General features: G+C 63.8%; 23 protein-coding genes. 5 read left to right on the top strand and 18 right to left on the bottom strand.

The features are described 5' to 3' along the window. The first annotated feature begins 156 nt into the window (after positions 1 to 156). The 3 genes from EY713_RS21450 to EY713_RS21440 all read left to right on the top strand — a co-directional run bounded on the left by EY713_RS21450 (position 157) and on the right by EY713_RS21440 (position 3,026). The gene (locus EY713_RS21450) at positions 157 to 711 is read left to right on the top strand and encodes an invasion associated locus B family protein (protein WP_131119006.1); all 555 of its coding nucleotides are present in this window, start codon (positions 157 to 159) and stop codon (positions 709 to 711) included. 84 nt (positions 712 to 795) lie between these two features. Then, on the top strand, positions 796 to 2,175 hold the full coding sequence (locus tag EY713_RS21445; RefSeq protein ID WP_131119004.1) for a leucyl aminopeptidase family protein: 1,380 nt from the start codon (positions 796 to 798) through the stop codon (positions 2,173 to 2,175). After that, positions 2,172 to 3,026 (top strand): C40 family peptidase, encoded by an 855-nt coding sequence (locus EY713_RS21440; protein ID WP_131119002.1) that lies wholly within the window; start codon positions 2,172 to 2,174, stop codon positions 3,024 to 3,026. The genes EY713_RS21445 and EY713_RS21440 overlap by 4 nt, the downstream gene beginning before the upstream one ends. Before the next feature lie 24 nt (positions 3,027 to 3,050). Here the strand turns inward: EY713_RS21440 and EY713_RS21435 are convergent, their stop codons facing one another. From EY713_RS21435 to upp, 12 genes are all read right to left on the bottom strand, one after another. Beyond that, on the bottom strand, positions 3,051 to 4,019 hold the full coding sequence (locus EY713_RS21435) for a 2-hydroxyacid dehydrogenase (protein ID WP_245572827.1): 969 nt from the start codon (positions 4,017 to 4,019) through the stop codon (positions 3,051 to 3,053). 10 nt (positions 4,020 to 4,029) lie between these two features. Further along, positions 4,030 to 5,343 (bottom strand): thymidine phosphorylase, encoded by a 1,314-nt coding sequence (deoA, locus tag EY713_RS21430; protein ID WP_131119000.1) that lies wholly within the window; start codon positions 5,341 to 5,343, stop codon positions 4,030 to 4,032. A 2-nt stretch (positions 5,344 to 5,345) separates the two neighbouring features. After that, complete coding sequence (locus EY713_RS21425) at positions 5,346 to 6,173, bottom strand: purine-nucleoside phosphorylase (protein ID WP_131118998.1); 828 nt, start codon at positions 6,171 to 6,173, stop codon at positions 5,346 to 5,348. After that, positions 6,170 to 6,580: a cytidine deaminase gene (locus EY713_RS21420; RefSeq protein ID WP_131118996.1), complete on the bottom strand. Its 411-nt coding sequence runs from the start codon at positions 6,578 to 6,580 to the stop codon at positions 6,170 to 6,172. The genes EY713_RS21425 and EY713_RS21420 overlap by 4 nt, the downstream gene beginning before the upstream one ends. After that, positions 6,580 to 7,557 (bottom strand): ABC transporter permease, encoded by a 978-nt coding sequence (locus EY713_RS21415; RefSeq protein ID WP_131118994.1) that lies wholly within the window; start codon positions 7,555 to 7,557, stop codon positions 6,580 to 6,582. The genes EY713_RS21420 and EY713_RS21415 overlap by 1 nt, the downstream gene beginning before the upstream one ends. Next, positions 7,557 to 8,753, bottom strand: coding sequence for an ABC transporter permease (locus tag EY713_RS21410; protein WP_131118992.1), 1,197 nt, complete (start codon positions 8,751 to 8,753; stop codon positions 7,557 to 7,559). The genes EY713_RS21415 and EY713_RS21410 overlap by 1 nt, the downstream gene beginning before the upstream one ends. After that, positions 8,750 to 10,321: an ABC transporter ATP-binding protein gene (locus tag EY713_RS21405; RefSeq protein ID WP_131118990.1), complete on the bottom strand. Its 1,572-nt coding sequence runs from the start codon at positions 10,319 to 10,321 to the stop codon at positions 8,750 to 8,752. The genes EY713_RS21410 and EY713_RS21405 overlap by 4 nt, the downstream gene beginning before the upstream one ends. A 39-nt stretch (positions 10,322 to 10,360) precedes the next feature. Next, positions 10,361 to 11,368, bottom strand: a complete 1,008-nt coding sequence (locus EY713_RS21400) for a BMP family lipoprotein (RefSeq protein WP_131118988.1) — start codon at positions 11,366 to 11,368, stop codon at positions 10,361 to 10,363. A 143-nt stretch (positions 11,369 to 11,511) separates the two neighbouring features. Beyond that, positions 11,512 to 12,519 carry an ABC transporter permease gene (locus EY713_RS21395; protein ID WP_131118986.1) on the bottom strand — a complete coding sequence of 336 codons (1,008 nt, stop codon included), beginning with the start codon at positions 12,517 to 12,519 and terminating at the stop codon, positions 11,512 to 11,514. Positions 12,520 to 12,528: 9 nt separating this feature from the next. Beyond that, positions 12,529 to 14,034, bottom strand: a complete 1,506-nt coding sequence (locus EY713_RS21390; protein ID WP_131118985.1) for a sugar ABC transporter ATP-binding protein — start codon at positions 14,032 to 14,034, stop codon at positions 12,529 to 12,531. A 99-nt stretch (positions 14,035 to 14,133) separates the two neighbouring features. Further along, complete coding sequence (locus EY713_RS21385) at positions 14,134 to 15,078, bottom strand: sugar-binding protein (protein WP_131118984.1); 945 nt, start codon at positions 15,076 to 15,078, stop codon at positions 14,134 to 14,136. 150 nt (positions 15,079 to 15,228) lie between these two features. After that, a complete protein-coding gene (upp, locus tag EY713_RS21380; RefSeq protein WP_131118983.1) occupies positions 15,229 to 15,870 on the bottom strand; it encodes a uracil phosphoribosyltransferase in 642 nt (213 codons plus the stop codon). A gap of 192 nt (positions 15,871 to 16,062) precedes the next feature. On the opposite strand from upp, the gene EY713_RS21375 reads away from it, so the two are divergent. Both EY713_RS21375 and EY713_RS21370 read left to right on the top strand, forming a co-directional pair. Next, positions 16,063 to 17,685, top strand: a complete 1,623-nt coding sequence (locus EY713_RS21375; protein WP_131118982.1) for a B12-binding domain-containing radical SAM protein — start codon at positions 16,063 to 16,065, stop codon at positions 17,683 to 17,685. 62 nt (positions 17,686 to 17,747) lie between these two features. Next, positions 17,748 to 18,218: a CVNH domain-containing protein gene (locus EY713_RS21370; RefSeq protein ID WP_131118981.1), complete on the top strand. Its 471-nt coding sequence runs from the start codon at positions 17,748 to 17,750 to the stop codon at positions 18,216 to 18,218. A gap of 60 nt (positions 18,219 to 18,278) precedes the next feature. Here the strand turns inward: EY713_RS21370 and EY713_RS21365 are convergent, their stop codons facing one another. From EY713_RS21365 to EY713_RS21340, 6 genes are all read right to left on the bottom strand, one after another. After that, positions 18,279 to 19,493, bottom strand: coding sequence for a phosphopentomutase (locus EY713_RS21365; RefSeq protein ID WP_131118979.1), 1,215 nt, complete (start codon positions 19,491 to 19,493; stop codon positions 18,279 to 18,281). Further along, positions 19,490 to 21,127, bottom strand: a complete 1,638-nt coding sequence (locus tag EY713_RS21360) for an ABC transporter ATP-binding protein (RefSeq protein WP_131118977.1) — start codon at positions 21,125 to 21,127, stop codon at positions 19,490 to 19,492. Before EY713_RS21360 ends, EY713_RS21365 begins: the two co-directional genes overlap by 4 nt. Before the next feature lie 16 nt (positions 21,128 to 21,143). After that, positions 21,144 to 22,331 (bottom strand): ABC transporter permease, encoded by a 1,188-nt coding sequence (locus EY713_RS21355; RefSeq protein ID WP_227401297.1) that lies wholly within the window; start codon positions 22,329 to 22,331, stop codon positions 21,144 to 21,146. A 1-nt stretch (position 22,332) separates the two neighbouring features. After that, entirely contained in the window at positions 22,333 to 23,439 is a 1,107-nt protein-coding gene (locus EY713_RS21350; RefSeq protein WP_131118974.1) for a microcin C ABC transporter permease YejB, read from the bottom strand. Between the two features lie 9 nt (positions 23,440 to 23,448). Continuing rightward, on the bottom strand, positions 23,449 to 25,356 hold the full coding sequence (locus tag EY713_RS21345; protein WP_245572825.1) for an extracellular solute-binding protein: 1,908 nt from the start codon (positions 25,354 to 25,356) through the stop codon (positions 23,449 to 23,451). A gap of 175 nt (positions 25,357 to 25,531) precedes the next feature. Continuing rightward, on the bottom strand, positions 25,532 to 26,071 hold the full coding sequence (locus EY713_RS21340; protein WP_131118972.1) for a c-type cytochrome: 540 nt from the start codon (positions 26,069 to 26,071) through the stop codon (positions 25,532 to 25,534). Positions 26,072 to 26,152 lie beyond the last annotated feature (81 nt).

Here is a 26,152-nt window from a genome sequence, read left to right as displayed (position 1 = left end):
AAGAAAAGGTCGGCTTTTCCCTTTGTGGCTCTGCAGGGTGACGGCTTAAAGCCAGTTGCGCTTGACAGCCCCCGGTCATTTGCTACGCCAATCGGCATCGTCGTGGATCGTGGCGCAACGGATCGCCGGTGCGGATCGTCGCGATCCGCGATTCGGATGACGGGAAGCGCAATGGTCGATGGTACTCAAGGCTCGGTTCCGGCCTCACGGCGCCGGGTGGTGTGGTTGGCGGCCGTCGCGCTGGTGTTCAGCGCTTTTGGAGCCCTGACCCCGGCCTCAGCCCAAGGCGTCGTCAAAGCCAAACATGGTGACTGGGAAACCCGCTGCGAGACGCCCCCTGGCGCCGCCAAGGAGCAATGCGCGCTGATTCAGAGCGTTGCGGCCGAGGATCGCCCGAATATCAGCATCGTCGTCATCGTGTTGAAGACGGCCGACGGAAAAAGCCGCCTGCTTCGCGTGGTGGCGCCGCTCGGCGTCCTGCTGCCGTCCGGTCTGGGCCTCAAGGTCGACCAAGTCGATATCGGGCGTGCTGGATTCGTGCGTTGCCTGCCGACCGGCTGTATCGCGGAGGTCACCATGGAAGATAAACTGATCGACCAATTGCGGACCGGCACAACCGCGACATTCATCATCTTTCAGACTCCGGAGGAGGGTGTCGGCATTCCGCTCACGCTCGCCGGCTTCAAGGAAGGATTCGAGGCGCTTCCGTAAGCGGCCCTGTCAAACGAGCCGCGGCGCTGAAGGGCGGAGCTGCAGGGTCGCGCCACAGCGCTGCGAGAGCCGAAAGGATGTTCGATGCCCGCCAGTTTCGCCGCGCCCGACCCCGAGGCGATCCCGATCCATGCGGTCCTGGCCGATAAGTGGCCGGCGTTCGCCGACGCGCTGGAGCCGATCGAGCGAAGCTTTGCTCAGGCCCTTGGCTTCACGGCGAAGCCCGGATCTCATCTCATTGTGCCGGGAGCCGATGGGGCGATCGGGCGTGTGCTCTACGGCAGTGTAGACGCGACGGCGCGGGGCTTTGACCCCTTTGCCGCCGGTCGTTTATCGACCCTGCTGCCCGCCGGTCGCTACCAACTCGTCGGCGGCTGGCCCGATCCGAGCTTGACCGCCCTCGGATGGGCGCTGTCGGCCTATCGGTTCACACGCTATAAGTCGCGCACCGACGATGGTCCGCTGCTCTGCGTGCCGACCGGCACAGACGGTGCGCGGCTGCAGCGAATCGTCGAGGCTGTCGCGTTAGCGCGGGATCTCGTCAATACACCGGCCAACGATCTCGGACCCGAGGCGCTCGAAGCCGCAGCCGTCGCGCTTGCGACGCGGCACGGCGCAGAGGTGCGGGTGTTCAGTGGCGATATGCTGCGGACCGGCTTCCCGCTCGTCCACGCGGTCGGACAGGCCGCCGCCGAACACCCGAGGCTGGTCGATTTCGCCTGGGGGCCCATGGATGCCCCGAAGGTCACGCTGGTCGGCAAAGGCGTGACGTTCGACACCGGCGGTCTCGATATCAAGCCCGAGAGCGGTATGGCTCTGATGAAGAAGGATATGGGTGGCGCGGCAACCGCCTTGGCACTCGCCCATATGGTGATGGATGCCGGGTTGAAAATCCGGCTGCGGGTCATCGTCCCGATTGTCGAAAATGCCATTTCGTCCAGTGCGTTCCGCCCGGGCGACGTCTATCGCAGCCGCAAGGGGCCGACGGTCGAGATCGGCAATACCGATGCTGAAGGCCGGTTGATCCTGGCCGATGCGCTGGCGCTGGCTTGCGAGGAAAGTCCTGCCCTGTTGCTCGATTTCGCGACCCTGACCGGGGCGGCGCGCGTCGCGCTCGGGCCCGATCTGCCACCGTTCTATACCGACGACGATGCGCTCGCGGATGAGATCGCCCGATGCGGCAAGGCGGCCCACGATCCTGTTTGGCGAATGCCGCTCTGGGCGCCCTATGACGCGCTGCTCGAGGGGAAGACCGGCGAGATCAATAATATTTCCGGAGGTCCTTTCGCGGGGTCGGTCACGGCGGCGCTGTTCCTGCGCCGCTTCGTCGAGCCTGATACGGCTTGGGTGCATTTCGATATCTTTGGTTGGAACCCCACCACCAAGCCTGGGCGACCGGAGGGCGGCGAGACGCAGACGGCACGGTTGCTGTTCGATCTCCTCAGCGCACGCTACCCGGCATGAGCGCCACCGCGGGCGTCGATCGACGGATCACCCCGGCCCGCCCGGATCTGGCGGCCGCGCATCTGCGTGGGACCGTGGAGGCGGACCGGTTCGTCGAGGGAGAGCGCCGCGCCGTCGCGATCACGTCGACGCCGCTCCGGCGCGAGCCCCGGCCCGATCTCTCTCTCGACACCGAATTGCTCTTCGGAGAAATTTTCACGGTCTATGAAACCGACGCCGAGGGCTGGTCCTGGGGGCAGGCCGAACAGGATGGCTACGTCGGGTGGCTGCCGACCGTGGCGCTCGGCATCACGGCTCCGGCGGCCGCCACGCATAAGATCGCGGCGCTTCGGAGCTTCATCTATCCCGGTCCGGACATGAAGTTGCCGGCCGATGGCGTGTTGGCCTTCGGGTCGCAGGTTGCGGTGCAGGAACGGGCTGGCGCCTTTGCGGCCGTGGAGAGTGGATACATCTGGGCCGGTCATCTGCGGCCAATCGATCAGTTCGAGAGCGATGCCGTGGACGTCGCGAAACGCTTTCTCGGTGTGCCCTATCTGTGGGGCGGCAAGACCAGCCTGGGCCTCGATTGCTCCGGCCTTGTCCAAACTGCGCTGGCCTCAACCGGCCGGCCAACGCCTCGCGACAGCGACATGCAGGAACGGAGCCTCGGCGCACCCGTCGATCTGAATGGCCCGTTCAAGCGCGGCGATCTCGTCTTCTGGAAGGGTCATGTCGGCCTCATGCGGAACCCGATGACGCTTCTGCATGCCAACGGCCACACTATGACGGTAGCGTCCGAGCCGCTCGCCGACGCGCGGGCGCGGATCATGGCCGCCGGAAGCGGCGAGATCACCAGCGTTCGGCGATTATAGACCGTTCGGCCGAATCGGCACCGCTCAATATTCGGCGTTTCGATCGACGACGTGCTCGAGGGGCTCGCCGTCCTCGGCTGCTTCGATCTGATCCGCGATGAAGGCCGCAATCGTCTGCGGGCTGGAGATCGCCGCATTATGCGGCGTCACCATGACGGCGGGATGGTGCCAGAACTCTGACGTCTGCGGCAGCGGTTCGGTCTCGAACACGTCGAGCGTGGCGGCTCGGAGCAGCCCCTCGTCGAGGGCCGTCAGGATGTCGGCTTCGTTTTGAAGGCCGCCGCGTCCGGCGTTGATCAACACCGGACCGCCGACATGCGAATCGCGTGCGAGTTGTCGGAACAGGCCGAGATCGAGAATGCCGCGCGTGGCCGAGGTGAGCGGAAGCAACGAGACCAGGATCTGCGTGCGGGCCAGGAAGGGGCCGAGCCCGGCATCGCCCGAGAATGTCTCGATGCCGGGCAGCGTCTTCGGCGTGCGGCTCCAGCCAGCGACGTCGAAGCCCATCATCGCGAGCTTGTGGGCGGAATCCTGCCCCATGACGCCAAGCCCCATGATGCCGACCCGCACGTCCTTGGCGGCTGGCTGCGTGGCATCGTCGGCCCAGATTTTTTCGAATTGCTGCCACTCGTAGAGGCGTTGCTGACGATGGTGCATCAACACATGCAGCATCACCCATTCGCTCATGCGGCTGGTGAGATCCGGATCGACGACGCGGACGATCGGCAAAGCGACGGGGAGATCCGGGTCGCTGAGCAGATGATCGACGCCCGCACCGAGCGAGAACACGGCCTTCAGGTTTGGGAACCGCGCGAGTGCGCCGCGCGGATGTTTCCATGCCACCACATAGGCGACCCGGGCCGTGTCGGTCGCCGCATCGAGGGACAGCACGTCGAAGTTCGGCAGACGCGGCCGCAAGGCCTCGATCCAGGTGCCCGGGTCATCGCCCGCCGGCATTGCCACGACGACGATGTGGCGTTCGTCTTGGTCCATCGTCAAATCCTTAGCTGATGCGCTCGATCACGGGAGCCGCGAGGGCCGGTCGTTGGTCGCCGATCATATAGGCCCGCCGCAACGCCTCTGCGGCATGGGCAGCCTGATCGTCGTCTGCTGCATGGACGATGCCAAGCGGCATGTCCGGCATGATTGCGCCGATCGGCGCAAGGCTGTCGAAGCCGACGCGATGATCGATGGCATCGCCGGGGCGGGTGCGGCCGCCGCCCAGAGCCACGACCGCAAGCCCCAGCGCGCGTGTCTCGATATGCTGCACATATCCGGATCGCGCCGCCATGACCTTCAGGCGTATGGGCGCATCGATGAGGTGTACTCCTGGCCGCTTGAGGAGATCATGCGGGCCACCGAGAGCCGCGACCATGCGCGAAAAGCGCTCGGCGGCGTGGCCGCTCGCCAAGGCCGCTTCGAGCCGCGCTCGCGCGTCGGGCAGATTTCCGGCAATCTTGCTGGTCACCAGCATTTCGCTTCCGAGTGCCAGGACGACCTCGTGCAGCCGCGTCTCGCGTGTCGCCCCTGTCAGATATCGAATGGCGTGGTGGATCTCGAGCGCATTGCCGGCGGCGCTCGCGAGCGGCTCGTTCATATCGGTGATCAGCGCGGTCGTGGGCAAGCCGGCGCCGTTCGCAACCGCCACGATGCTGGTTGCGAGAGCCCGGGCCGAGGCGAGATCGCTCATGAAGGCGCCCGACCCAGTTTTGACGTCCATGACGAGCGCACCAAGGCCGGCCGCGATCTTCTTCGACAGGATCGATGCCGTGATGAGCGGAATAGACTCGACGGTCGCGGTCACGTCACGGATCGCATAGAGGTGGCGGTCGGCCGGCGCCAGATCCGCCGTCTGCCCGATGATCGCGCATCCGATGGTCCGCACCGTGCTGCGAAACCGGACGAGGTCCGGCGTGCAATCGTAGCCCGGAATACTGTCGAGCTTGTCGAGCGTGCCGCCGCTATGGCCGAGGCCCCGGCCCGAGATCATTGGCACGAAGCCGCCGCAGGCCGCCACCAGTGGCGCGAGCATCAGGCTGACATTGTCGCCGACGCCGCCGGTCGAGTGTTTGTCGACCACCGGACCGGGCAAGTCGAGGTCGCTCCACGTCAGGGTGCGACCCGAGGCCGTCATGGCGGCCGTGAGCGCCACGATTTCAGGCGGGTCCATGCCGCGCAGAAACACCGCCATCGCGAAAGCGGCGGCCTGCTCGCCGGTCACAGCGCCCGACGACAAGCCGAGCATGAAGGCGGTGATCTCGGCGGCATCGAGCCGACGGCCGTCGCGCTTCTTGCGGATGATCTCCTGCGGCAACATTCCTATACGGCCCTGATTTGGCTCAACCGCTCGGCCAGCCCCCGCGTGAGCCGCCGCAGCGCATCCGACCCGAGCCGCGCGACCACTTTGGTTTCGGCGTGATTCGGGTCGCCTCCCGAGACACCGGTCGCAAAATTGGTGATCACCGAGACGGCGGCGACCCGCAATCCTAATTGTCGCGCCAGGATCGTCTCCGGCACCGTCGACATGCCGACGAGATCGGCCCCGAGCAGTTTGGCGACCCGCACCTCCGCCGGTGTCTCGAACGATGGCCCCGCGAACCACATGTAGGTGCCTTCGTGGAGCGGCTCGATCCGCGCCTCGATAGCAACGGCCCGCAGCATCGATCGCAGGTCTGCATCATAGGCATTAGCGAGCGGCACGAACCGATCGTCCGCCGTCGCGCCGATCAGCGGATTAAGGCCCGAGACGTTGATGTGGTCGGCGATGAGCGCCAGGGTGCCGGGCGTCCAACCCGGCTGAACCGACCCGGCCGAATTGGTGAGCACCATGGTTCCGACCCCGAGCGCCGCCAAGGTCCGCAACGGGCTCGCCATAGCGGCCGGATTGCCGGATTCGTAGTAATGGGCGCGGCCTTGCATGATCGCGACCGGCAATCCGCCGAGGCGGCCGATCGCGAGTTGTCCGACATGGCCCGACACGTGGCCCGAAGGAAACCCCGGGAGATCGGCATAAGGCACGACGATCGCGTCCGTGAGCTCGTCGGCGATCGAGCCGAGGCCCGTCCCGAGCACGATGCCTAGATCGAGCGGTTGCGTCACACCGCGCTCGCGCAACACCGCCAGCGCGCGAAGACTGTCGGTCGTCATGGCGTGACCTTGGTCAGATTATCGGGGCCGAACGAGTGCGGCAGCAACGCCTCGAGCGTGAAACTCTGGCGCAGGCCCTCGGGCCCGGCGATATGGATCGGCGTCGCAGGCGTCGCGAATTCCCGGATCCGCTGCCGGCATGCGCCGCAGGGTGTTACTAAATGGTCGCCATCGCCGACGATGAGGATTTCGCCGATCGCCGTATCGCCGCCCGCCACCATAGCCGAGATCGCTCCGGCCTCGGCACAGGAGCCGACCGGGTAGGCGGCATTTTCGACGTTGCAGCCGCTGTAGAGCGTGCCGGATGAGGACCGGATGGCCGCACCCACGCGAAACCGCGAATAGGGCGCATGGGCGCGGATCTGAGCCGCGAGGGCGGCCGCGAAGAGGTCGTCGATGACGGTCATCACCGCTCCTTCACATAGGGAATGCCCGAGGCTTTGGGCGGAATGGCCCGACCGACGAAACCGGCCAGCAGGATGACCGTGAGCAGATAGGGCAGGGATTGGATGGCTTGGACCGGGATCTCGCCGACATTCGGGATCACGACGCCCTGCAGCCGGATCGAGATTGCGTCGAGAAAACCGAACAGCAAACAGGTCAGGAGCGCGGGAATCGGCCGCCATTTGGCGAACACCATGGCGGCAAGGGCGATATAGCCTTTGCCGGCTGTCATCTGCGGCAAGAAGCCCGCGGCCTGCGACACCGACAGATACGTGCCGGCGAAGCCGCAGAGGATGCCGCAGATGATCACGCCGCCGTAGCGCAGCTGCCGCACCGAGATACCGGCCGTATCGACGGCGGCCGGGTTTTCGCCTGTCGCCCGCAGCCGCAGGCCAAACCGAGTCCGGTAGAGCATGAAGGCGGTCAGCGGTACGGTTAGAAATGCCAGATAGGTCAGGATATCGTGGCCCGAGATGAGATCATGGTAGACCGGCCCGAGGATCGGCACAGTCGCGATGGTGTCGGCGCCGGGCCAAACGATCGGGGTGAAGCGCGACGCCGGGAGGTCGAGCTGTGGGGTTCTGCCGCCTTCGCCGAACCAGGCATTGCCGAGCAGCGCCGTCAGCCCAGCCGCCACGAGGTTGATGGCCGCGCCCGAGACGATCTGATTGCCGCGCTGATCGATTGCCGCAAACCCATGCACGAGACCGAACGCCACCGACGCCACGATGCCGGCCAGCAGACCGAGCCACGCATTGCCGGTCTCGCTCGCAGTCGTGGCGGCCGCAAAGGCCGCCACCAGCATCTTGCCTTCGAGACCGATATCGACGACGCCCGCCCGCTCGGACCAGAGACCCGCGAGGCTGGCGAAGATCAGCGGCACCGCGAGCCGGACGCTGGAGGATAGAACAAGCGCGATGGTGGTGGCGAGATCCTGCATCAGATCACGCCCGCGCCAGGTTGTGCCACAGCGGGTTCTGCCTCCTCGGAGGCGGGTTCGAGAAACGCCGGAGGCGTCGACGGACCGGTGGGCGGTTGCCGCGCCGGCAGCAGACCCGCGAACATCGAGGCAAGCGGGCGGCGGAATAAGCCTTCGAGCGCGCCGGCAAACAAGACGACGAGGCCCTGGATCACCACGATCATGTCGCGCGTGATCTTCGGCTGATCGAAGGCGAGTTCCGCTCCTCCCTGGTAGAGGATGCCGAACAGCAAGCTCGCCAGCACGACGCCGACCGGATGAGCGCGGCCCATCAGCGCCACCGCGATGCCGACGAAGCCGTAGCCGGCCGTGAACTCCAGCAGCAGCCGATTTTGGACGCCCATGATCTCGTTGACGGCGACGCCGGAGGCCAGCACGCCCGATAGCGCCATGGTCAAGACGATGATGCGCGAAGGTGCGATCCCGCCATAGACCGCCGCCGTCGCGTTCTGGCCGACGGTGCGGATCTCATAGCCGGTGCGGGTGCGCCAGACGAAGATCCACAATGCGACCGCACAGGCCAGAGCCAGCACGAACGAGAGGTTGAGGGGCGTCTCGACCGTGGTGATGCCGAAACCGGCGAGGACCGACTGCACCGAGGGGATGATCGAGGCCGCTGGAAACCGTGCCGTGCCGGGCTGCATGGATGTCGGCTCCCGCAGCGTGTTGACCAGGAGGTAGGCCATCAGGGTCGTGGCCAGCCAGTTGAACATGATGGTCGTGATGACGATGTGGCTACCGCGCTTGGCTTGGAGCAGGCCGGGAATATAGGCCCACAAGCCCCCGAATACGCCCGCGCCGATGATGCCGAGCGGGATCAGCAGCCAGGATGGGAGCGACCCGCCGTTCAGGCAGACGAGCGCCGCCCCGAGCCCGCCCATATAGGCTTGACCCTCCGCCCCGATGTTGAAAAGCCCCGCCTGGAACGCGAGCGCGACCGCCAGCCCCGTGAAGATGAAGTCCGTCGTGTAGTAGAGCGTGAAGCCGATGCCTTCAGGCGTGCCGAGACTGCCCTGCACCATGCTGACGGTCGCGGCCCAAGGGTCGACCCCGATCGCGAGCACCACCAGGGCCGCGACGATGAAGGCCGTGACGACACTGAGAAGCGGCACGAGAACGAGATCGGCCCAACGGGGCAGGGCGATCGGCTGGCTCATGCGGCGCGGTCCGTCACGCCGGCCATCAACAGGCCGAGTTCGCCGACCAGGGTTTCACCCTCATGCCGATCGGGCGAGGGGGTCCGCTCGCCGGTCAGCTTGCCGCCGCAAAGCACGATGATCTTGTCCGATAGAGCCATGATTTCGTCGAGTTCTACCGACACCACCAGGACGGCCTTGCCGGCGTCGCGGAGCGCGACGAGGCGCTTATGGATGAATTCAATGGCGCCGATATCGACCCCGCGGGTCGGTTGGCCGGCCAGCACGATTCCGGGGTCCCGCTCCATCTCCCGCGCCAGCACGATCTTCTGCTGGTTGCCGCCGGAAAAATTCGCAGTCTTGAGCCGTGGTAACGGCGGGCGGACGTCATAGGCCAGCATCTTGCGGGCGAGATCGGCCACGACCCTGGCCCGCGACAGCCAGGGGCCGGCGCCATACATCGGGTCCTGATGGAAACCGAGGATGGCGCTTTCGCTGGCCTCGAATGACATGACGAGCCCCATCCGGTGCCGGTCCTCCGGAATGTGGCTGACCCCGAGCGCCCGCATGGCCTTGGGGTTGAGGGCGGCAGGATCGACCCGCTTGCCGTCGATCAAAACCTCGCCGGAGGCGATCGGTCGGATGCCGGCCAGCGCTTCGAGCAGTTCCGATTGGCCGTTGCCGGCCACGCCGGCCAGTCCGGTGATCTCGCCGCCGCGCAACGTGAACGACACGTGGTCGACCAGCGGCACGCCATTGTCGCCCATCACAACGATGTCGCGCACCTCGAGCCGAGCCGGCCCCGGACGAGACGGCGTCTTATCGACCGTGAGCAGCACGCGTCGGCCCACCATGGCGTCGGCCAGCGCTGGCGGAGAGGTCGCGGATGTTTCGGTCGTCAGCACGATTTCGCCGCGCCGCATCACCGACACCCGATCGGTGATGTGCATGATCTCGCGCAGCTTATGGGTGATGAACACCACCGTCTTGCCCTCGCGCCGCAACGTGTCGAGCATGGCGAAGAGCTGGTCGGCCTCGGGCGGGGTCAGCACGGCGGTCGGTTCGTCGAGGATCAGCACTTGAGCGCCGCGCACCAGGGCCTTCAGGATTTCGACGCGCTGTTGCAAGCCGACGCCAAGATCACCCACGAGAGCGTCGGGGTCGACCACCAGGCCGTAGTCGCGTGCCAGTTCGGCCAGTTTTCCGCGAATTCGCGCGGCGCCCTTGGCCACCAGGGCGCCGCCTTCGGCCCCCAGCATCACATTGTCGAGGACGGTCAAGCTATCGACCAGCATGAAATGCTGGTGAACCATGCCGATGCCTTGCGCGATCGCGTCGCGCGATGAGGCGATCCTGACCGGCTTGTCGCCAATCAGGATGGTGCCGCTATCGGCCTCGTAGAAGCCGTAGAGGATCGACATGAGGGTCGACTTGCCGGCCCCGTTTTCGCCGACGATGCCGTGGATCGACCCGGCTTGGACCAGCAGATTGACGTCGCGGTTGGCCTGAACCGTGCCGAAGCTTTTGTTGATGGCGCGCAATTCGATCGCTGGCGTCGTCAAGCTAGCGCTCCGGCTGGCCGGCTCCATCGCCGACCGGCTTCGCGATGCGAGGACCGAGACCCCGGTTCAGGGGCACTTCGAATCGGCCATATAGTCGTGCACCTCGATCTTGCCCGAGATGATGTCGGCGGATGCTGCCGATGCGGCGGCCTTCATGTCGGCCGAGATCAACGCCTTGTTATACTCATCCTCCGAATAGCCGACGCCATTCTCCTTGAGGCCCAGAGCCTGAATGCCGGGAGCCCACGTGCCGGCTTTGGCGTCCATGAAGGTCTTGTAGGTGGCATTGTCGACGCGCTTCAGCATCGAGGTCAGCACTTTGCCGGGGAACAAGCCATCCTGGTCGGAATCGACGCCGATGCCGAGTTTGCCGGCGTCCGCCGCAGCCCGGAGCACGCCGACGCCGGTGCCGCCAGCCGCGTGATAAACGACATCAGCGCCACGATCGATCTGCGACTTGGCGAGTTCGCCACCCTTGACCGGATCTTTCCAGGCATCGCCGGTCGTACCGGTCATGTTCTGGAACACTTCGGCTTGCGGGTTGGCATATTTCACGCCCTGCACATAGCCGCAGGCGAAGCGACGGATCAGCGGAATGTCCATGCCGCCCACGAAGCCGACTTTGCCGGTCTTCGAGGCCTTGGCGGCCAAAAGCCCGACGATGAACGAGCCTTCCTGCTCCTTGAACACGATCGATTGGACATTCGGCAATTTGACGACCGAGTCGATGATCGCAAACTTCGAGTTCGGGAACTCGGCCGCGACCTTCTCGACGGCGCTTTCCTGGCTGAAGCCGACCGCGACGATCGGGTTGAAGCCGTCACGCGCAAAGCGGCGGAGAGCCTGCTCGCGCTGCGCATCGTTGGTGATTTCGAAATCGCGGAAGTCGATGCCGGTTTCTTGCTTGAAACGCTCGGCTCCGTGCAACACGCCTTCGTTGAAGGATTTGTCGAACTTGCCACCGAGATCATAGACGATCGCCGGCTTGACGTCGGCAGCGAGCGCGGAGGCTGCGACGAGCGCGGTGAGACCGGCACCAAAGAGAAGCGATTGCAGGGCAGTCCGAACCATCATCGATCAACGCTCCTCAGATAAACTCGTCCCAGGCGGCCGATGCGAAAAGTCGGCTCCCGTGCGGTGGCAACATGGCATGACGCACCATCCTCGGCCAAGCAGGATTTATGCCCCTTCCCACCTGATGGATCGGCAGGGGGTCACTACCCCTCGTGACCCAATTGCGGCTGCGGCGCGGCCGCGACCGGCGCGGCGGGCTTGCTGGCCCGGAACCGGCGAAACCGCTCCAACTGCCCATCCGCCAAGACGCCGATCAGGATCACGGTCCCCATGACGGCAAAATTCAGCGATGATGGAATACCGAGCAGATTGACGAGATTCTGAAGGATCTGGAGCAGAACCGCACCGAGCGCGATGCCCAGGATCGAGCCTTCGCCGCCACGCAGCGAGCAGCCGCCCAGCACCGCCGCCGCGATGCCATAGAGTTCGTAGAAATTGCCGTGGCTGGCGGGCGAAATCGACCGCGTATACATGGCAAAATAGATCGACGAGAGTCCCGCCAAGGCGCTGCAGATCACATAGGCGGCGACGATCACGGCGCGAGTGTTGATGCCTGAATAGCGCGCGGCTTCCTCGTTCTTGCCGACCGCGAAAAGATAACGGCCGAAGACGGAGCGATGCAGCACCACGGCCATGACGAGCGCCAGAATGACGAAGACCGTGAAGCTGTTGGGCACACCATAGACGCGGCCGGTCGTCAGCCATTCCAGTGTCGGGAAGCTCTGGCCGAAGTCGAAACCCGCTGTTCCGTCGTCGGTATAATAGCGCGCGACGCCCCGGTAGATCAGCAGGCCGCAAAGCGTGACGACGAAGGGTTGTAGCCGCATCCGCGTGATGAGAAAGCCGTGGAATAGACCAAGCAGCGCGCCGGCCGCGATCATCAGCACAACGGCCAAGACCCAGTTCATGCCGTAGCTCGTCAGCAGCGTGATGAACACGACCCCGAATAGGGCGAAGACGGAGCCGATCGAGAGATCGATGCCGCCCGTGATGATCACGAAACCTTCGCCGATCGAGAACAAGCCGTAGAGGCCGATCAGATTCGCGGTGTTGGACAGGTTGATGGGCGAGATGAAGCGTGGATTGATGAAGGCCACGACGGCACCCACCACGAGGATGAGGATGAGGAGACCGAGATCTTTCTTGAGCATGATTGGGTCTCAGTTGAGCGCGTTGCCGACCGCGAGTTGCATGAGGTTTTGTTCGCTGAGCTGATCGCGGCCGAGGACGCCGGCGATCGCGCCTTCGTGCATGACGGCGACACGATCGCTGACCCCGATGACCTCCTCCATGTCGCTGGAGATCATCAAAATCGCGACGCCACTATCGGCGAGCTTTCGCATCAGCGCATAGATTTCGCTCTTCGATCCGACGTCGATGCCACGCGTCGGCTCATCGAAGATCATCAGTTTCGGCTGCATCGACAGCCACTTGCCGAGCACCACCTTTTGCTGGTTGCCGCCCGACAGCGAGCCGGCCCGCGTCGCGACCGTGGGGGTCTTGATGCGGAGCGAGCGCGATTGCGCCTCCGCGTTGCGCTGTTCCGCCGCGCCGCTCACGAGCGTGGCGCGGGAAAATCGCAAGAGGCTTGCGAGCGAGATGTTCTCGGTGATCGAATCCTCGAGGATCAGGCCGGATTTTTTGCGGTCTTCCGGCACCAGATAGATGCCGCGGTCGATCGCGTCGCGCGGAGACCGGATCTTGATCGCTTGCCCGGCCATGCGGATGGCGCCCGCGCCGGGCGGATCGATGCCGAAGACGACGCGAGCGAGTTCGGTGCGGCCGGCTCCGACAAGGCCGCCGAGACCGAGGATTTCGCCAGCTCTGAAATCGAGCGTGACGGGACGGCCCGGATAGGCGGGGGTCGTCAGCCCGACGAGCTGGACAACCGCATTGCCGGGCGCACCGGCGGGCGGCGTGTAGAGCGTCTTGAGGTCCCGCCCGATCATCATACGAATCATCGTGTCGTGGCGAATGGCGCCCCGCTGCAGCGTGCCCACCACCTCGCCGTCGCGCAGCACGACCACGCGGTCGGCGCACCGCTCGATCTCATTGAGGCGATGCGAAATGAAGATGACGGCGACCCCGCTGGCCTTGAGGTCGGCCACGACCTCGAGCAGCTTGTTGGTCTCGGTCATGGTTAGGCTCGACGTCGGCTCGTCCATGATGATGACGCGCGCCTCGAGCGACAGCGCTTTCACGATTTCGAGCATCTGGCATTGCGCCAACGACAGGTCCGCGACAGGCGTGTCAGCCGCGAAATCGCAGCCAAGCCGCTTCAAAAGCGGCGTCACGGCTTTGTGCAAGGCGCGACGATCGATCAGGCGCAGCGGGCCGCCGTAACGCGGCTCTCGCCCGATGAAGACGTTGGCGGCCGCATCGAGATTGTCGAACAGGTTGAGTTCCTGATGCACGAAGGCAATGCCGGAGGCCAGCGACTGGCTGACCGTCATGGCGGCGTGATCACGGCCCTCGACCCTGATGGTGCCGGCGCTCGGCTCGACGACGCCGCCGAGAATCTTCATCAGCGTGCTCTTGCCCGCCCCGTTCTCGCCGATCAAACCGACCACTTCGCCGGGATCGATGTGGAAGCTGACATCCTTGAGGGCGCGAACGCCGGGATAGGTCTTGCTGACATTCAGGAGTTGCAGCAGAGGCTCGGGCATCGGTGTCCTACGGTCCTTGAAGCGCTCCTCCGGACCACCCACGTCGCGACGTCGGTAGCCCAGAGGAACGATCCCCGTGTCAACCCACGGGTGACGCGCTTACTTGCGGCCTTGGCGCTGCTTCAGTTCCGCCCAGAACGCATCGACATTGTCTTTCTCGATGAGCTTGGTCGGGATGATCATCAGCTTTCCGGCCGGAACAACCGAGGAGTCTCCCTCGATGACCTTGGCCATATCCTTCATGCCCTGATAGCCCCACTCGTAGGGCTGCTGCACGACGGTGCCGGCGATCGTGCCTTCCTTGACGCCGCCGAGCGTGATCGGATCCTCGTCGAAGCCGATGACGGTGATCTGACCGAGCTTGCCGCCCTCTTTCAAGGCCTGATAGATCTGCGGCGTGTTGTAGGAATAGATGCCCACCATGCAGTTGATGTCTGGGTTGGCGGTCAACGTATCCTCTACATTGCGCTTGGCGCGCGCCTGATCGATGTCGTCGGCGCGCACGTCCACCATGGTGATCTTGGTGCCCGCGATGCCGGCCTTGATGCCTTCGACGCGCTCACGCGCATTATCGGCGCCGGGCAGACCCACGAAGCCCATGCACTTGCCGCCGTTCGGCAACGCCTTCTTCATCAACTCGCCAGCCTGCTTGCCGGCCTCGACGTTGCTCGACCCGATATAAGCAATGCGCTTGGTGGAGGGCGCGTCGCTATCGGTCGTGAACAGCACGGCCTGGCTCGCGACCTTGTTGAGTTCCTCTGTCTGCGTCTTGGGGTCGACCGCGCTGACCATGATGCCGGCCGTGCCATTGGCCAGGAGATCGTCTAGCAGACGGTTCTGGATGGCGGCGGAGGATTGCTCCGGATATTTGAGCGAGAGCGTATAGTTCGGCAGTTCCGCTTGCGCCTTCTTGACGCCCGCTTCGGCCGACTTCCAAAAATCGGAAGCGCCGTTCACGACGAACACAAGAGCTTTTTTGTCCGCGGCCTGCGCCGTCGAGCAAAGCAACGCGGCCGCAACGCCCGCGAGGACGAGGTTTCGCATAGTTCCTCCCACCAAGTTGATGATCGATCTTTCGCCGATCATCTTACTATTAGCACGTCCGAGACGCTTGGCTAGCCTCGGCGCATAGCAGCCATGTCGATTTCGACCGTGGGTTGAGGAATCGCTCGCGATCGGCGCCGCCGGTGATGTCTAGCGCGTGCCGAACATGCGGTCGCCGGCATCGCCAAGTCCCGGCACGATATAGCCGTGGTCATTGAGGTGACTGTCGATCGCGGCCGTCCAGATCAACACGTCTGGATGTTCGGCGCGGAGCTTTGCGATCCCCTCGGGCGCCGCCAGCAGGCACACGAAGCGGATGTCCTTGGCGCCGCGCGCCTTCAGGCGTTCGATCGCGGCCGTGGCCGAATTGGCGGTCGCCAGCATCGGGTCCATGATGATGGTCAGACGCTCGGCAAGATCGGTCGGCGCCTTGAAGTAATATTCGACGGCCTGCAGGGTTTCGGGGTCACGATAGAGGCCGATATGGGCCACGCGGGCCGAGGGGACGAGGTCGAGCATCCCGTCGAGAAAGCCGACGCCAGCCCGCAGGATTGGCGCGAAAACCAGCTTTTTGCCCGCGATCATCGGGGCTTTCATGGTGGTGATCGGCGTTTCGACGTCGACATACTCGACCGGCAGATCGCGCGTCACTTCGTAGCAGAGCAGCATACCGATCTCGTTCAGCAATTGCCGAAAGCCTTTGGTCGAGCGCGAGGCCGTCCGCATAAGCGTCAGCTTATGCTGAACGAGCGGATGGTCGACGACGTGCACGCCTTCGGGAACGTCTGGCATTTTCAACTCCTCGAAACTCGACCTGGATTGCTGCGACGGGCGGCTCGCGCGTTCCCCTGTTGAGAGGCTGTATCGACCCTCAGGCCCACCGCGACAAGTTCGATTGTGCGCGCGGCGGCGCAACAATTCACCCGTTTCGTGGTAATCTGTGCAAAATCAACATACGCCACGCCGCGTCGAAGGAGTGACCGTTTGCGCTGCACCGTCCCTGTGACCCGCGAGAGGCGCATTTTGTGCGTTTTCCCGGCTTATACTCCCTCCTTCGGCACGTTCTCGGGTGCCTATTCCTTGATGAACGTCCAGGCGTTCATGCCGCCCCAAGGGCTCCTGGTCATCGCGGCCTACCTGCCCGAGCGCTGGTCGATGCGGTTCATCGACGAAAATCTTCGCGCCGCCACTGATGAGGATTTCGCATGGGCCGACGCGGTGTTCGTCAGCGGCATGCATGTGCAGGAGCCGCAGATCCGCGACATCCATGAGCGCGCCAAGCGGCACGGCAAGGTCACGGCGCTTGGCGGGTCGTCCGCTTCGGCCGCACCCGAAAAATATGCCTTTTTCGACTATCTGCACATCGGCGAACTCGGCGACGCGACCGACCGCTTGGTCGAGATCCTCGACGCGGATGTAACGCCGCCGGCCTCTCAAATCATACTAGAGACCAAGGACCGGACGCCGCTCAGCGATTTTCCACTGCCGTCCTATTCGGCGCTGCCGCTCAAGAAGTACCTGCTCGGATCGCTGCAATTTTCGAGCGGCTGCCCGTATCGATGCGAGTTTTGCGATATCCCGGCCCTCTATGGGCGGCAGCCTCGCCTAAAATCGGTCGAGCAGTTATTGGCGGAACTCGACGCGTTCATCGCGCAACCGTCGCATCCGGCCGTAATCTATTTCGTCGACGACAATTTTATCGGTAATCGCAAGGCCACGAAGGACATGCTGCCGCATCTCGTCGCGTGGCAGAAGAAACATGCCTATCCGTTGCAATTTGCCTGCGAAGCGACGCTGAACATCGCCAAGCAGACTGACATTCTCGAGTTGATGCGTGAGGCGGGGTTCTTCACCGTCTTCGTGGGGATCGAGACGCCCGAACTCGATGCGCTCAAGTCGATCGCCAAGGATCACAACAACGCCGTCCCCATGATGGGCGCGATCAAGACCTTGAACGATTACGGGCTGGAGGTGACCTCCGGCATCATTCTCGGGCTCGATACGGAGACCGACGCGTCCGAGAACCTCCTCAAGGAATTCGTCGATCGGTCCGCCGTTCCGGTGCTGACCATCAATCTTCTTCAGGCACTGCCCAAGACGCCGCTATGGGATCGGCTCACGAAGGAAAATCGGCTCGTCAACGATCCATCGCTCGAGTCCAACGTCCGCTTCCTTCGGCCCCATGATGAGGTGGTAGCCAGTTGGCGTCGGGCGATCGCGCATGCCTATGCGCCTGAAAACATCTTCGCACGGTTCCGCTATCAAATGGATCATACTTACGGCAACCGGATGAAGACGCCGGCGCGCGGCAAGCTGACTCGTTCGAACCTGCGTCGTGCGTTCATCATGGGCAAGAACATCATTTGGCAGATCGGCGTGAAATCCGACTATCGGGGAGAGTTCTGGCGCTCGGCTTGGCACGCGGCCAAGAAGGGGCAGATCGAAGCGATCTTCAACATGGGTTTCGTCTGCCATCACCTGATCCGCTTCACGCGAGAGGCGCTGCGCGGCGAGCATAACGCCTCCTTCTATGCCGCGAAGGCGAGCGCCAAAGAGGCGGCGAATGCCTCGTCTGTTTCGGTGAACGATCTGCAGCGATCAGCCTGATCGAACGAATTCGTGTATTGCGGCGTTCAAGCTAAGCTTCTTAGTCAAACGCAGGTGAACGCATGACGAAACTTTGGTTGGCCTTACCGGTCTTGTGCCTCTTGCCGCTTGGCGGCGCATCGGCTCAGGTATCGGGCAGCTATCAGCAGTCCTGCCGTAACGTGCAGCAAGACGGCAACTCACTCACGGCGGATTGCAAGGTGCCAGGTGGCGGCACGGTGCGTTCGACGCTGGATCTGGGTCGCTGCCGCGGCCAGGGCGTCGCCAACTCCTACGGACGTCTGGCCTGCGGCAATGTTCAGGGCTCCGCTGCCCCGGGTGGTCGGTCGAGAAACAACGGCTACGGCGATAATGGCAACGACGGTGGCTATGATGGCGGTGGGCGCCGTCGCAACCAAGATTCGGACTATGTGCAGCCGGGTCGTGGTGGTTATGGGCAACCGCAGGGTTACGGCTATGGTCAGCCGCGCCCGAACGACGACGATTATGCCCCTCGCCGCCCGCGCCGCTACTATCAACCCGACGACGAATGAGGGCTGAAAACATCCCGGGTCAAACCTGGGATGTCGCCTTAGAGCGGTCAATTTAGAGCTTTAGAGCCAAGACAGCCCCGAAGGTGTCGGCTCGAGGCCAAGATGTACCGTCACGCTGGCTCCAATATCGGCCAGCGTGTCGCGTCGGCCAATCATCAGAGTACCAGAGGCGCCAGATCGAGACAGGATCGGCACCACCTCTCGCGTATGATCTGTCCCCTCCCACGTCGGATCGTTGCCGTGGTCCGCCGTCACGATCAAGAGATCGTCGGAGCGAACTGCCGCGAGGATGTGGGGCAGTCGCGCATCGAATGATTCGAGACAGGCCGCATAGCCGGGACTGTCGCGCCGATGGCCATAGTCGCTGTCGAAATCGACCAGATTGGCGAAGATCAAGCCACTATCTTGCGAGCGAAGCGCGTCGATCACGAGATCGATGTTGTCGTCGTTCGTCTTGCCTCTGCGGGCCTCGCCCGTGTGCGAATGAGCAAAGATGTCGGCCGTTTTGCCGATGCTGACGATCGGAAGACCCGCCGCATCGGCGCGTGCGAAAATCGTTCCGGGTGGCGGCGGCACCGCGAAATCGCGACGGTTCGCGGTGCGGCGGAAGTCGCTCGCCGCGGTCCCCCGGAATGGCCTCGCGATGACGCGGCCGATCGTCAGCGGATCGCATAAGCGCCGCGCGATGCCGCAAAGCTCGTAAAGCCGCTCGAGCCCGAATGCATCTTCATGTGCCGCGATCTGAAACACGCTATCGATCGATGTATAGCAAATGGGGCGGCCGGTGCGGATGTGCTCCAGCCCAAGAGCCTCGATAATGGTCGTCCCCGACGCGTGACGATTGCCGAGGCTGCCAGGCAATCCGGCTTGCTCGATGAGGCTCGTGATCAGCGCAGGGGGAAAGCATGGCTCCGTCCGGGGGAAATAGCCCCAGGCGAACGGGACCGGCGTCCCGGCGATTTCCCAATGGCCGGATGGCGTGTCCTTGCCGGCGGAGCGTTCGATGCCATAGCCCCAGGAGGCCTCTGGCCCGGCACGGGTCAGGCCGTGCGGCAGGCGGCCCGTCGCCGCTTCGGCGGCCGATCCTAGTCCGAGGGCGCAGAGATGCGGTAGCGTGAGCGGTCCAGACCGCAGACCATTGCGGTCGCCACGCCCGACCGCGCAGGCCTCCGCTAGATGGCCAAGCGTGTCCGCGCCTGCGTCGCCATAGTCGGCCGCGTCGGGAGCGCTGCCGCAGCCGACCGAGTCCAGAACGATGATGATGGCGCGTTTCACCCGCCGCTGTCCTGTGAAACGACGCCGACGGGCGCGGCATCGACGCGAAATGCGGCCGCGAACAGCGCTTTGGTATAGTCCGTTTGCGGGTCGCGGAAGATGTCCACGGCGGGACCAGCTTCGACGATCCGGCCCTGACGCATCACGATGATCTCGGCCGCCAAAGCTCTGACGACCTTGAGATCGTGGCTGATGAACAGATAGGCGAGCCCGCGCTTGCGCTGCAAATCCCGCAGCAGATCGACGATCTGCGCCTGGACCGACATATCAAGCGCCGAGGTCGGCTCGTCGAGCACCACGAATTTGGGATTCAGCACCATGGCACGCGCGATCGCGATGCGCTGGCGCTGGCCACCAGAGAATTCATGCGGGTAACGATCCATGGAGGCGGGGTCGAGACCTGTGTCGGCCAGTGCCTGCGCCACGATATCGCGTCGCGCCGCATAGCTGAGGGCGCTGTTCTGGATCAGCAGACCCTCCTCGACGATTTCGGCGACCGATAATCGCGGCGACAGCGATCCGTAGGGATCCTGGAACACCACCTGAATGTCCCGTCGCAGCGGCCGCATGGCTTGGCGATCCAACCCGTCGATCCGAGAGCCGAGATAGGCGATCCGACCCTCGGACCGGATCAGTCGCAGGATCGCGAGGCCGAGCGTCGTCTTGCCCGAGCCGGATTCGCCGACGACGCCGACTGTTTCGCCTTCGCGGATCGTCAGCGAGATGCCGTCGACCGCTTTTACGTAGCCGACGGTTTTGCGGAGGAAGCCGCGTTTGATCGGAAACCAGACCTTGATGTCGTCCGCCGACACGACCGTCTTGGCCGCGAGATCGACCGGCGGTGGAGCGCCTTTCGGCTCGGCCGCGAGCAACATGCGTGTGTAGGCGTGCTGCGGGTCGCGGAACACCTGCTCGACCGGCCCAGCCTCCACGATGCGGCCTTGCTGCATCACGGCGACATCGTCGGCGATGCGGCGCACAATGCCGAGATCATGCGTGATGAACAGCATCGCCATGCCGAGGCGGCCTTGAAGATCCTTCAACAAGGCGAGGATCTGCGCCTGCACCGTGACGTCGAGCGCGGTGGTCGGCTCATCCGCGATGAACAGTTTCGGGCGATTGGCGAGCGCCATGGCGATCATGACGCGCTGCCGCTGACCGCCGGATAATTGATGCGGAAAAGCGGTCAGGCGGCTTGCCGGATCGGGAATACCGACATCCTGCAGCAACGCCACGACCCGCTCGCGGATCTTGGCCGCGCCACGTGCGCCGTGCAGCTCCAAAATTTCGCCGACCTGACGCTCGATCGTATGGAGCGGGTTCAGCGACGTCATGGGTTCCTGGAACACCATGGTGATGTCCTGCCCGCGCACCGCGCGCATCTCGCTTTCGGAGGCCGTGCGGAGGTCTTTGCCCTCGAACAGGATCTCGCCGGAGATTTCGGCGGCCGAGGCGCCGTGTAGTCGCGCGATCGACAAAGCCGTGACCGATTTGCCGGAGCCGGACTCACCGACGAGCGCAAGCGTCCGCCCGGCCTGGAGCGAAAACGAGATCCCGTCGACCGCTTGCGTCGTGCGCCCGCCCTGCCGAAAGCCGATCGATAGATTGCGGACGTCGAGGAGGGGTTCAATCACGCGGCATAACCGTCAATCACCGGAAGGTCTTTCGCGGATCGAAAGCGTCGCGCACGGCCTCGCCGATGAAGATCAGCAGCGACAGCATGATCGCAATGGTGAAGAAGCCCGTCAGGCCGAGCCATGGCGCCTGCGTGTAGGACTTGCCTTGCAGCAGCAGTTCGCCCAGCGACGGCGAACCGGGCGGCAGGCCGAAGCCGAGGAAGTCGAGCGACGTCAACGTCGTGATCGAGCCGTTCAGCACAAAAGGCAGGAACGTCAGCGTCGCCACCATGGCGTTCGGCAGCAGGTGTTTCAGCATGATCTTGCGGTCGGAGAGACCGAGCGCCCGCGCTGCCGTCACATATTCGAAGTTGCGGGCGCGCAGAAACTCGGCCCGCACCACGTGAACGAGGTTCACCCAGGAGAACAACAGCAGGATGCCGAGCAGCACGAAAAAGCCCGGCGTCAGCACGGCCGAGATGATGATGAGCAGATAGAGATGAGGCAACGAGGACCAGATCTCGATGAAGCGCTGGAAGATGAGATCGACCCAACCACCGAAATAGCCCTGGATCGCCCCGGCCGCGATGCCGATCACCGAGGAGATGCCGGCCAGAAGCAGGCCGAACAGGATGGAGATCCGAAACCCGTAGATCAGCCGGGCCAGCACGTCGCGGCTCTGGTCGTCCGTACCGAGCCAGTTCGTCTCCAGCGCCCGGCATGGCGAGGTCGCCGGCGGTGTGCCGTGCTGACGCTCGATCGCGGCGCGGCATTGCGCGTCGCTCAGGAGCCAGGTCGGCGGCGAGGGGACGGCGGTCGGCGGGGACAGGTTGTGGGTGTTGTCGGCGTAGCGGATCGGCGGCCACACCATCCAGCCATGGGCCTGGATTTCGTCCGCGATGGTTGGGTCGCGATAATCCGTCTGCGCCAGGAAGCCGCCAAACTTCTCCTCCGGATAGGTCTGGAAGATCGGCATCAGCACCTCGCCCTTGTAGACCGCAAGGATCGGTCGGTCGTTGGCGATAAATTCCGCAAACAGCGACAGGATGAAGATGACCATGAAGACGACCAGGGACCAATAGCCGCGCCGATTGCCACGGAAGTTGTCGAGCCGACGCCGGTTGATGGGCGAGAGCTTCAGCCAGCCCTTGCTGGGGAGCGTCGGCGCATGCGCTCGCGTCGAGGCGGCGGGGTCGAGGGTCGCGTCGAAGGAGGCGCTCACGTCAGACCTCACGGGTTTCAAAATCGATGCGGGGATCGATCCACGCATAGGTGAGGTCGGAAATCAGGTTCACGAAGAGCCCGAGCAACGCGAAGATATACAGCGTGGCGAACACCACCGGATAGTCTCGGTTGAGGATGGAATCGTAGGATAGAAGCCCAAGCCCATCGAGCGAGAAGATGCTCTCGATCAACAACGAGCCGGTAAAAAAGGCGCTGACGAACGCGCCCGGGAACCCCGCCACCACGATCATCATGGCGTTGCGGAACACGTGTCCGTAGAGCACGCGGCGCTCGCTAAGACCCTTCATCCGCGCGGTTTGGACATATTGCTTACGGATTTCCTCAAGAAACGAATTCTTGGTCAGGAAGGTCGCGGTCGCGAAAGAGCCGATCGTCATGGCGGTGACCGGCAGCGTGATGTGCCAGAGATAATCCATGGTCTTGTGTGGCCAGGAGAGGTCGGCCCAATTGTCCGACGTGAGGCCGCGCAACGGAAACAGGTCGTAGAAAGACCCACCCGCGAACAGGATGATGAGCAGCACGGCGAACAGGAAGCTCGGCAGCGCATAACCGACCGTGATGACGGCCGAGGTCCAGACATCGAAGCGCGATCCATCCCGCACGGCCTTCGAAATGCCCAGCGGGATCGAGATCGCATAGGACAGGAGTGTCATCCACAGTCCGAGCGAGATCGAAACAGGCAGCTTCTCGCGAATGAGCTGCATGACCGAGGCGTGGCCGAAATAGCTCTGGCCGAAATCGAAGGTCGCGTAATTCCGGATCATGATCCAGAAGCGCTCATAGACCGGCTTGTCGAAGCCGAACTGGACTTCGAGGTCCTTGATGAACTTGGGATCGAGGCCCTGGGAGCCGCGATATTTTCCGCCGCTCTCGCCACCCCCCACGGTCTGCGACGAACTCGCGGCGCCCACATCCTGGCCGCCCCCGAGCCGCGCACTGCCGCCGGAGTCGAACCCTTGCAGTTGCGCGATGATGCGCTCGACGGGGCCGCCGGGCGCGAACTGCACCACGATAAAGGAAATCAGCATGATCCCGAAGATGGTCGGGATCATCAGCAGGAGCCGCCGTGCGATATAGGCCAGCATCGTCGGCGCTCAGCCCGGCAGCTTGACGCGAGCGGCCTTGGCCGGATCGACCCACCAGGTCGAGAGCACGCCGGGATCATATTTCGGCGGCTGTTTCGGCCGGTCGTAGATGTCCCAATAGGCGAGCCAATGCGCCGGCAGGTTCCACATCGGCACCCAATAGTGCCCGGCGCGAAGGACGCGATCCAGCGATCGGCAGATGGTCTCGAGCTCTGGGCGGGTTGCAGCCACAAGCGCCTTGTCGATCAGAAGATCGACGACCGGATCGGCGATGCCGGTCAGATTGAGCGATCCCGGCGTCTTGGCGGCGTCCGACCCGTAGACGACCCGCAGCCCTTCCCCCGGTGTGAAGCTGGCGCCGTTATTGCGCGTCACCACGTCGAAATCGAATGTCTGGGTGCGGCTCTGGAATTGGGCCGTATCGACGAGGCGGAACGTGGCCTCGATGCCCAGCAGCCGCAGATTCTTGATGAACGGAGCCGTGTGCCGCTCCAGCGCCTGGCTATAGTCGAGAAACTCGATCGTGAAGGGTTGTCCATCGGGGAGCTTGAGGATGGAGCCGTCTCGCTTGCAGCCGGCCTCCTGCAGCATTTTGAAGGCCCGCCCGAGCAACGCACGGTCCTGGCCCGAGCCATCCGAGGTCGGCGGCATATAGGCATCCTTGAACACGTCGGGCGACAGCCTGTCGCGCAGCGGGTCGAGCAGCGCCAGTTCGTCTGGGCCGGGCTTACCGGTCGCGGCCATCGGCGTGTTCTGAAAGTAGGACCAGGTCCGCTGGTAGAGGCCGAACATGATGTTCTGGTTGGTCCAGTTAAAATCGAAGCAGAGACCGAGTGCCTCGCGGATTTTTGGGTTCTTGAATTTGTCGCGACGGGTGTTCAGGAACCAGCCTTGGGCGCCGCGCGGTCCCTGGTCCGGGATCGTCTCCCGTTTGACGCGGCCATCTTTGGCGGCCGGAAAATCATAGCCCTGTGCCCAGATGATCGAGGTTGCGTCCTCGCGGAACGTGAAGACGCCGGATTTAAACGCCTCGAATGCGATCTGCCGCTCGCGAAAATATTCATAGCGGATCGTATCGAAGTTATTCTGGCCGACATTCACGGGCAGGTCCTTGGCCCAGTAATCCTTGACCCGATCGAAGTTGATGTGCCGGCCTTGCTCGAAGGCTCCGACCGTATAGGCGCCCGAACCGAGCGGCGGATCGAGCGTCGGGTCCTCGAACGAATGGGTCGTGTAGAATGCCTTGGAGAAGATCGGTTGACCGGCGACGATCAGCGGCAATTCGCGGCTATGCGCTGCATTGAGACGCACCATGACGACATCGTCGCCCTCAGCCTCGGCAGCCTCGAGATTACGCAGCGTCGACCGAATGACCGGGTGGCCTTTGGTTTTCAGCAGGTTAAGCGAAAACGCCACATCGGCCGCTGTCAGTTTCGAGCCGTCGTGGAACCTCGCTTCGGGTCGCAGCACAAATCGATAGGTCAGGCGGTCGGCCGACCATCGCACCGTGCGGGCCACGAGCCCGTAGAGCGCATCCGGTTCGTCGAGACTGCCGGTCATCAACGTGTCGAAAATCGCGCCCATGCCGGCCGCGCCATTACCGCGCAGGATGTAGATGTTCAGCGTGTCGAAGGTGTCGAAATTCTGGTTGCCGCCGGTCGCATTGACCTGCAGCGAGATGCTGCCGCCCTTCGGGGCGTTCGGGTCGACATAGGCGAAGGACTTGAAGTCCGCCGGCAGACCGAGTTCGCCGAAGATCGAGAGGCCATGTTGTTCCGTTTCACCGTCGGCCGCCTGGGCCACTGATGAGCCGGCCCAAGGCAGGCTCCGCAAACCTGTCGCGGCCGCCAACGTTCCGCCCAACGCCAAAGCGGCGCGGCGCGTCATTCCTGGCATCATCGGCCCGTTTTGCGACATCGGTTCTCCTTGAAGCGGCGTGGTACCAAGAGCGTCACAGGCGGATGTGCGATCCGGATTGTGTCGCTTTTCCGGCCTCATGCACGGCTCACGTCTGCCGATCAAGCCATCCCGAATCGAAACAGCAGGGTCGTCGACCCTGCTATGGTATCGCATTCGCAGAGGATGTTGAGCGTCAGGGCGCCGGAAGCGGCTGCGGGCTGTCGCTCAACGTATGGAGATAATCGACGATGTCGGCTCGCTTTTCGGGATTGGCTTCGCCGGCGAAGCCCATCTTGGTGCCGGGCGCATAGGCTTTCGGGTTGGTGATGAACTGGTTGATGTCCGCCAGGGTCCAGTTGCCACCCTTCTTCTTCAGCGCGTCGGAATAGTCGAAATTTACCACCGAGGCGACGGGGCGTCCGACAACGTCCCAGAGCGGCGGCCCGATCTTGGCACCCGCGCCTTTGGGGAAGTTGTGGCAGGCGCCGCACACTTTGGCGAAGGTCTCGCCTTTGTGAACGTCAGCCTTGGCGAGCAACACCGGGAGCGGCACGGCCGGCGCATCCGCTGCGGCCGGAGCGGCTTCCTCGGCGACGGCCATCGGCAAGTCGTAACCCGGCTTGGCCGGCGCATTCGGCGCGAAGATGAAGCCGGAGAATAATCCCAGCGCCATGGTGAGCATCAACGTTCCCAAGATCGCTCCGGCAATCTTGTTGAATTCGAATGAATCCATAGTCGATGCGCTCCTCGTGTGGCGGACCTGATCCAGGCCACGACGCGGACCCGGTTGCAGGTAGACCTGTGGCAGGCGTTG

Origin of the sequence: Lichenihabitans psoromatis, assembly GCF_004323635.1 — a bacterium.
In the GTDB taxonomy this organism is placed as follows: Bacteria; Pseudomonadota; Alphaproteobacteria; order Rhizobiales; family Beijerinckiaceae; genus Lichenihabitans; species Lichenihabitans psoromatis.
This window is presented reverse-complemented; position numbering and strand designations above follow the sequence as displayed.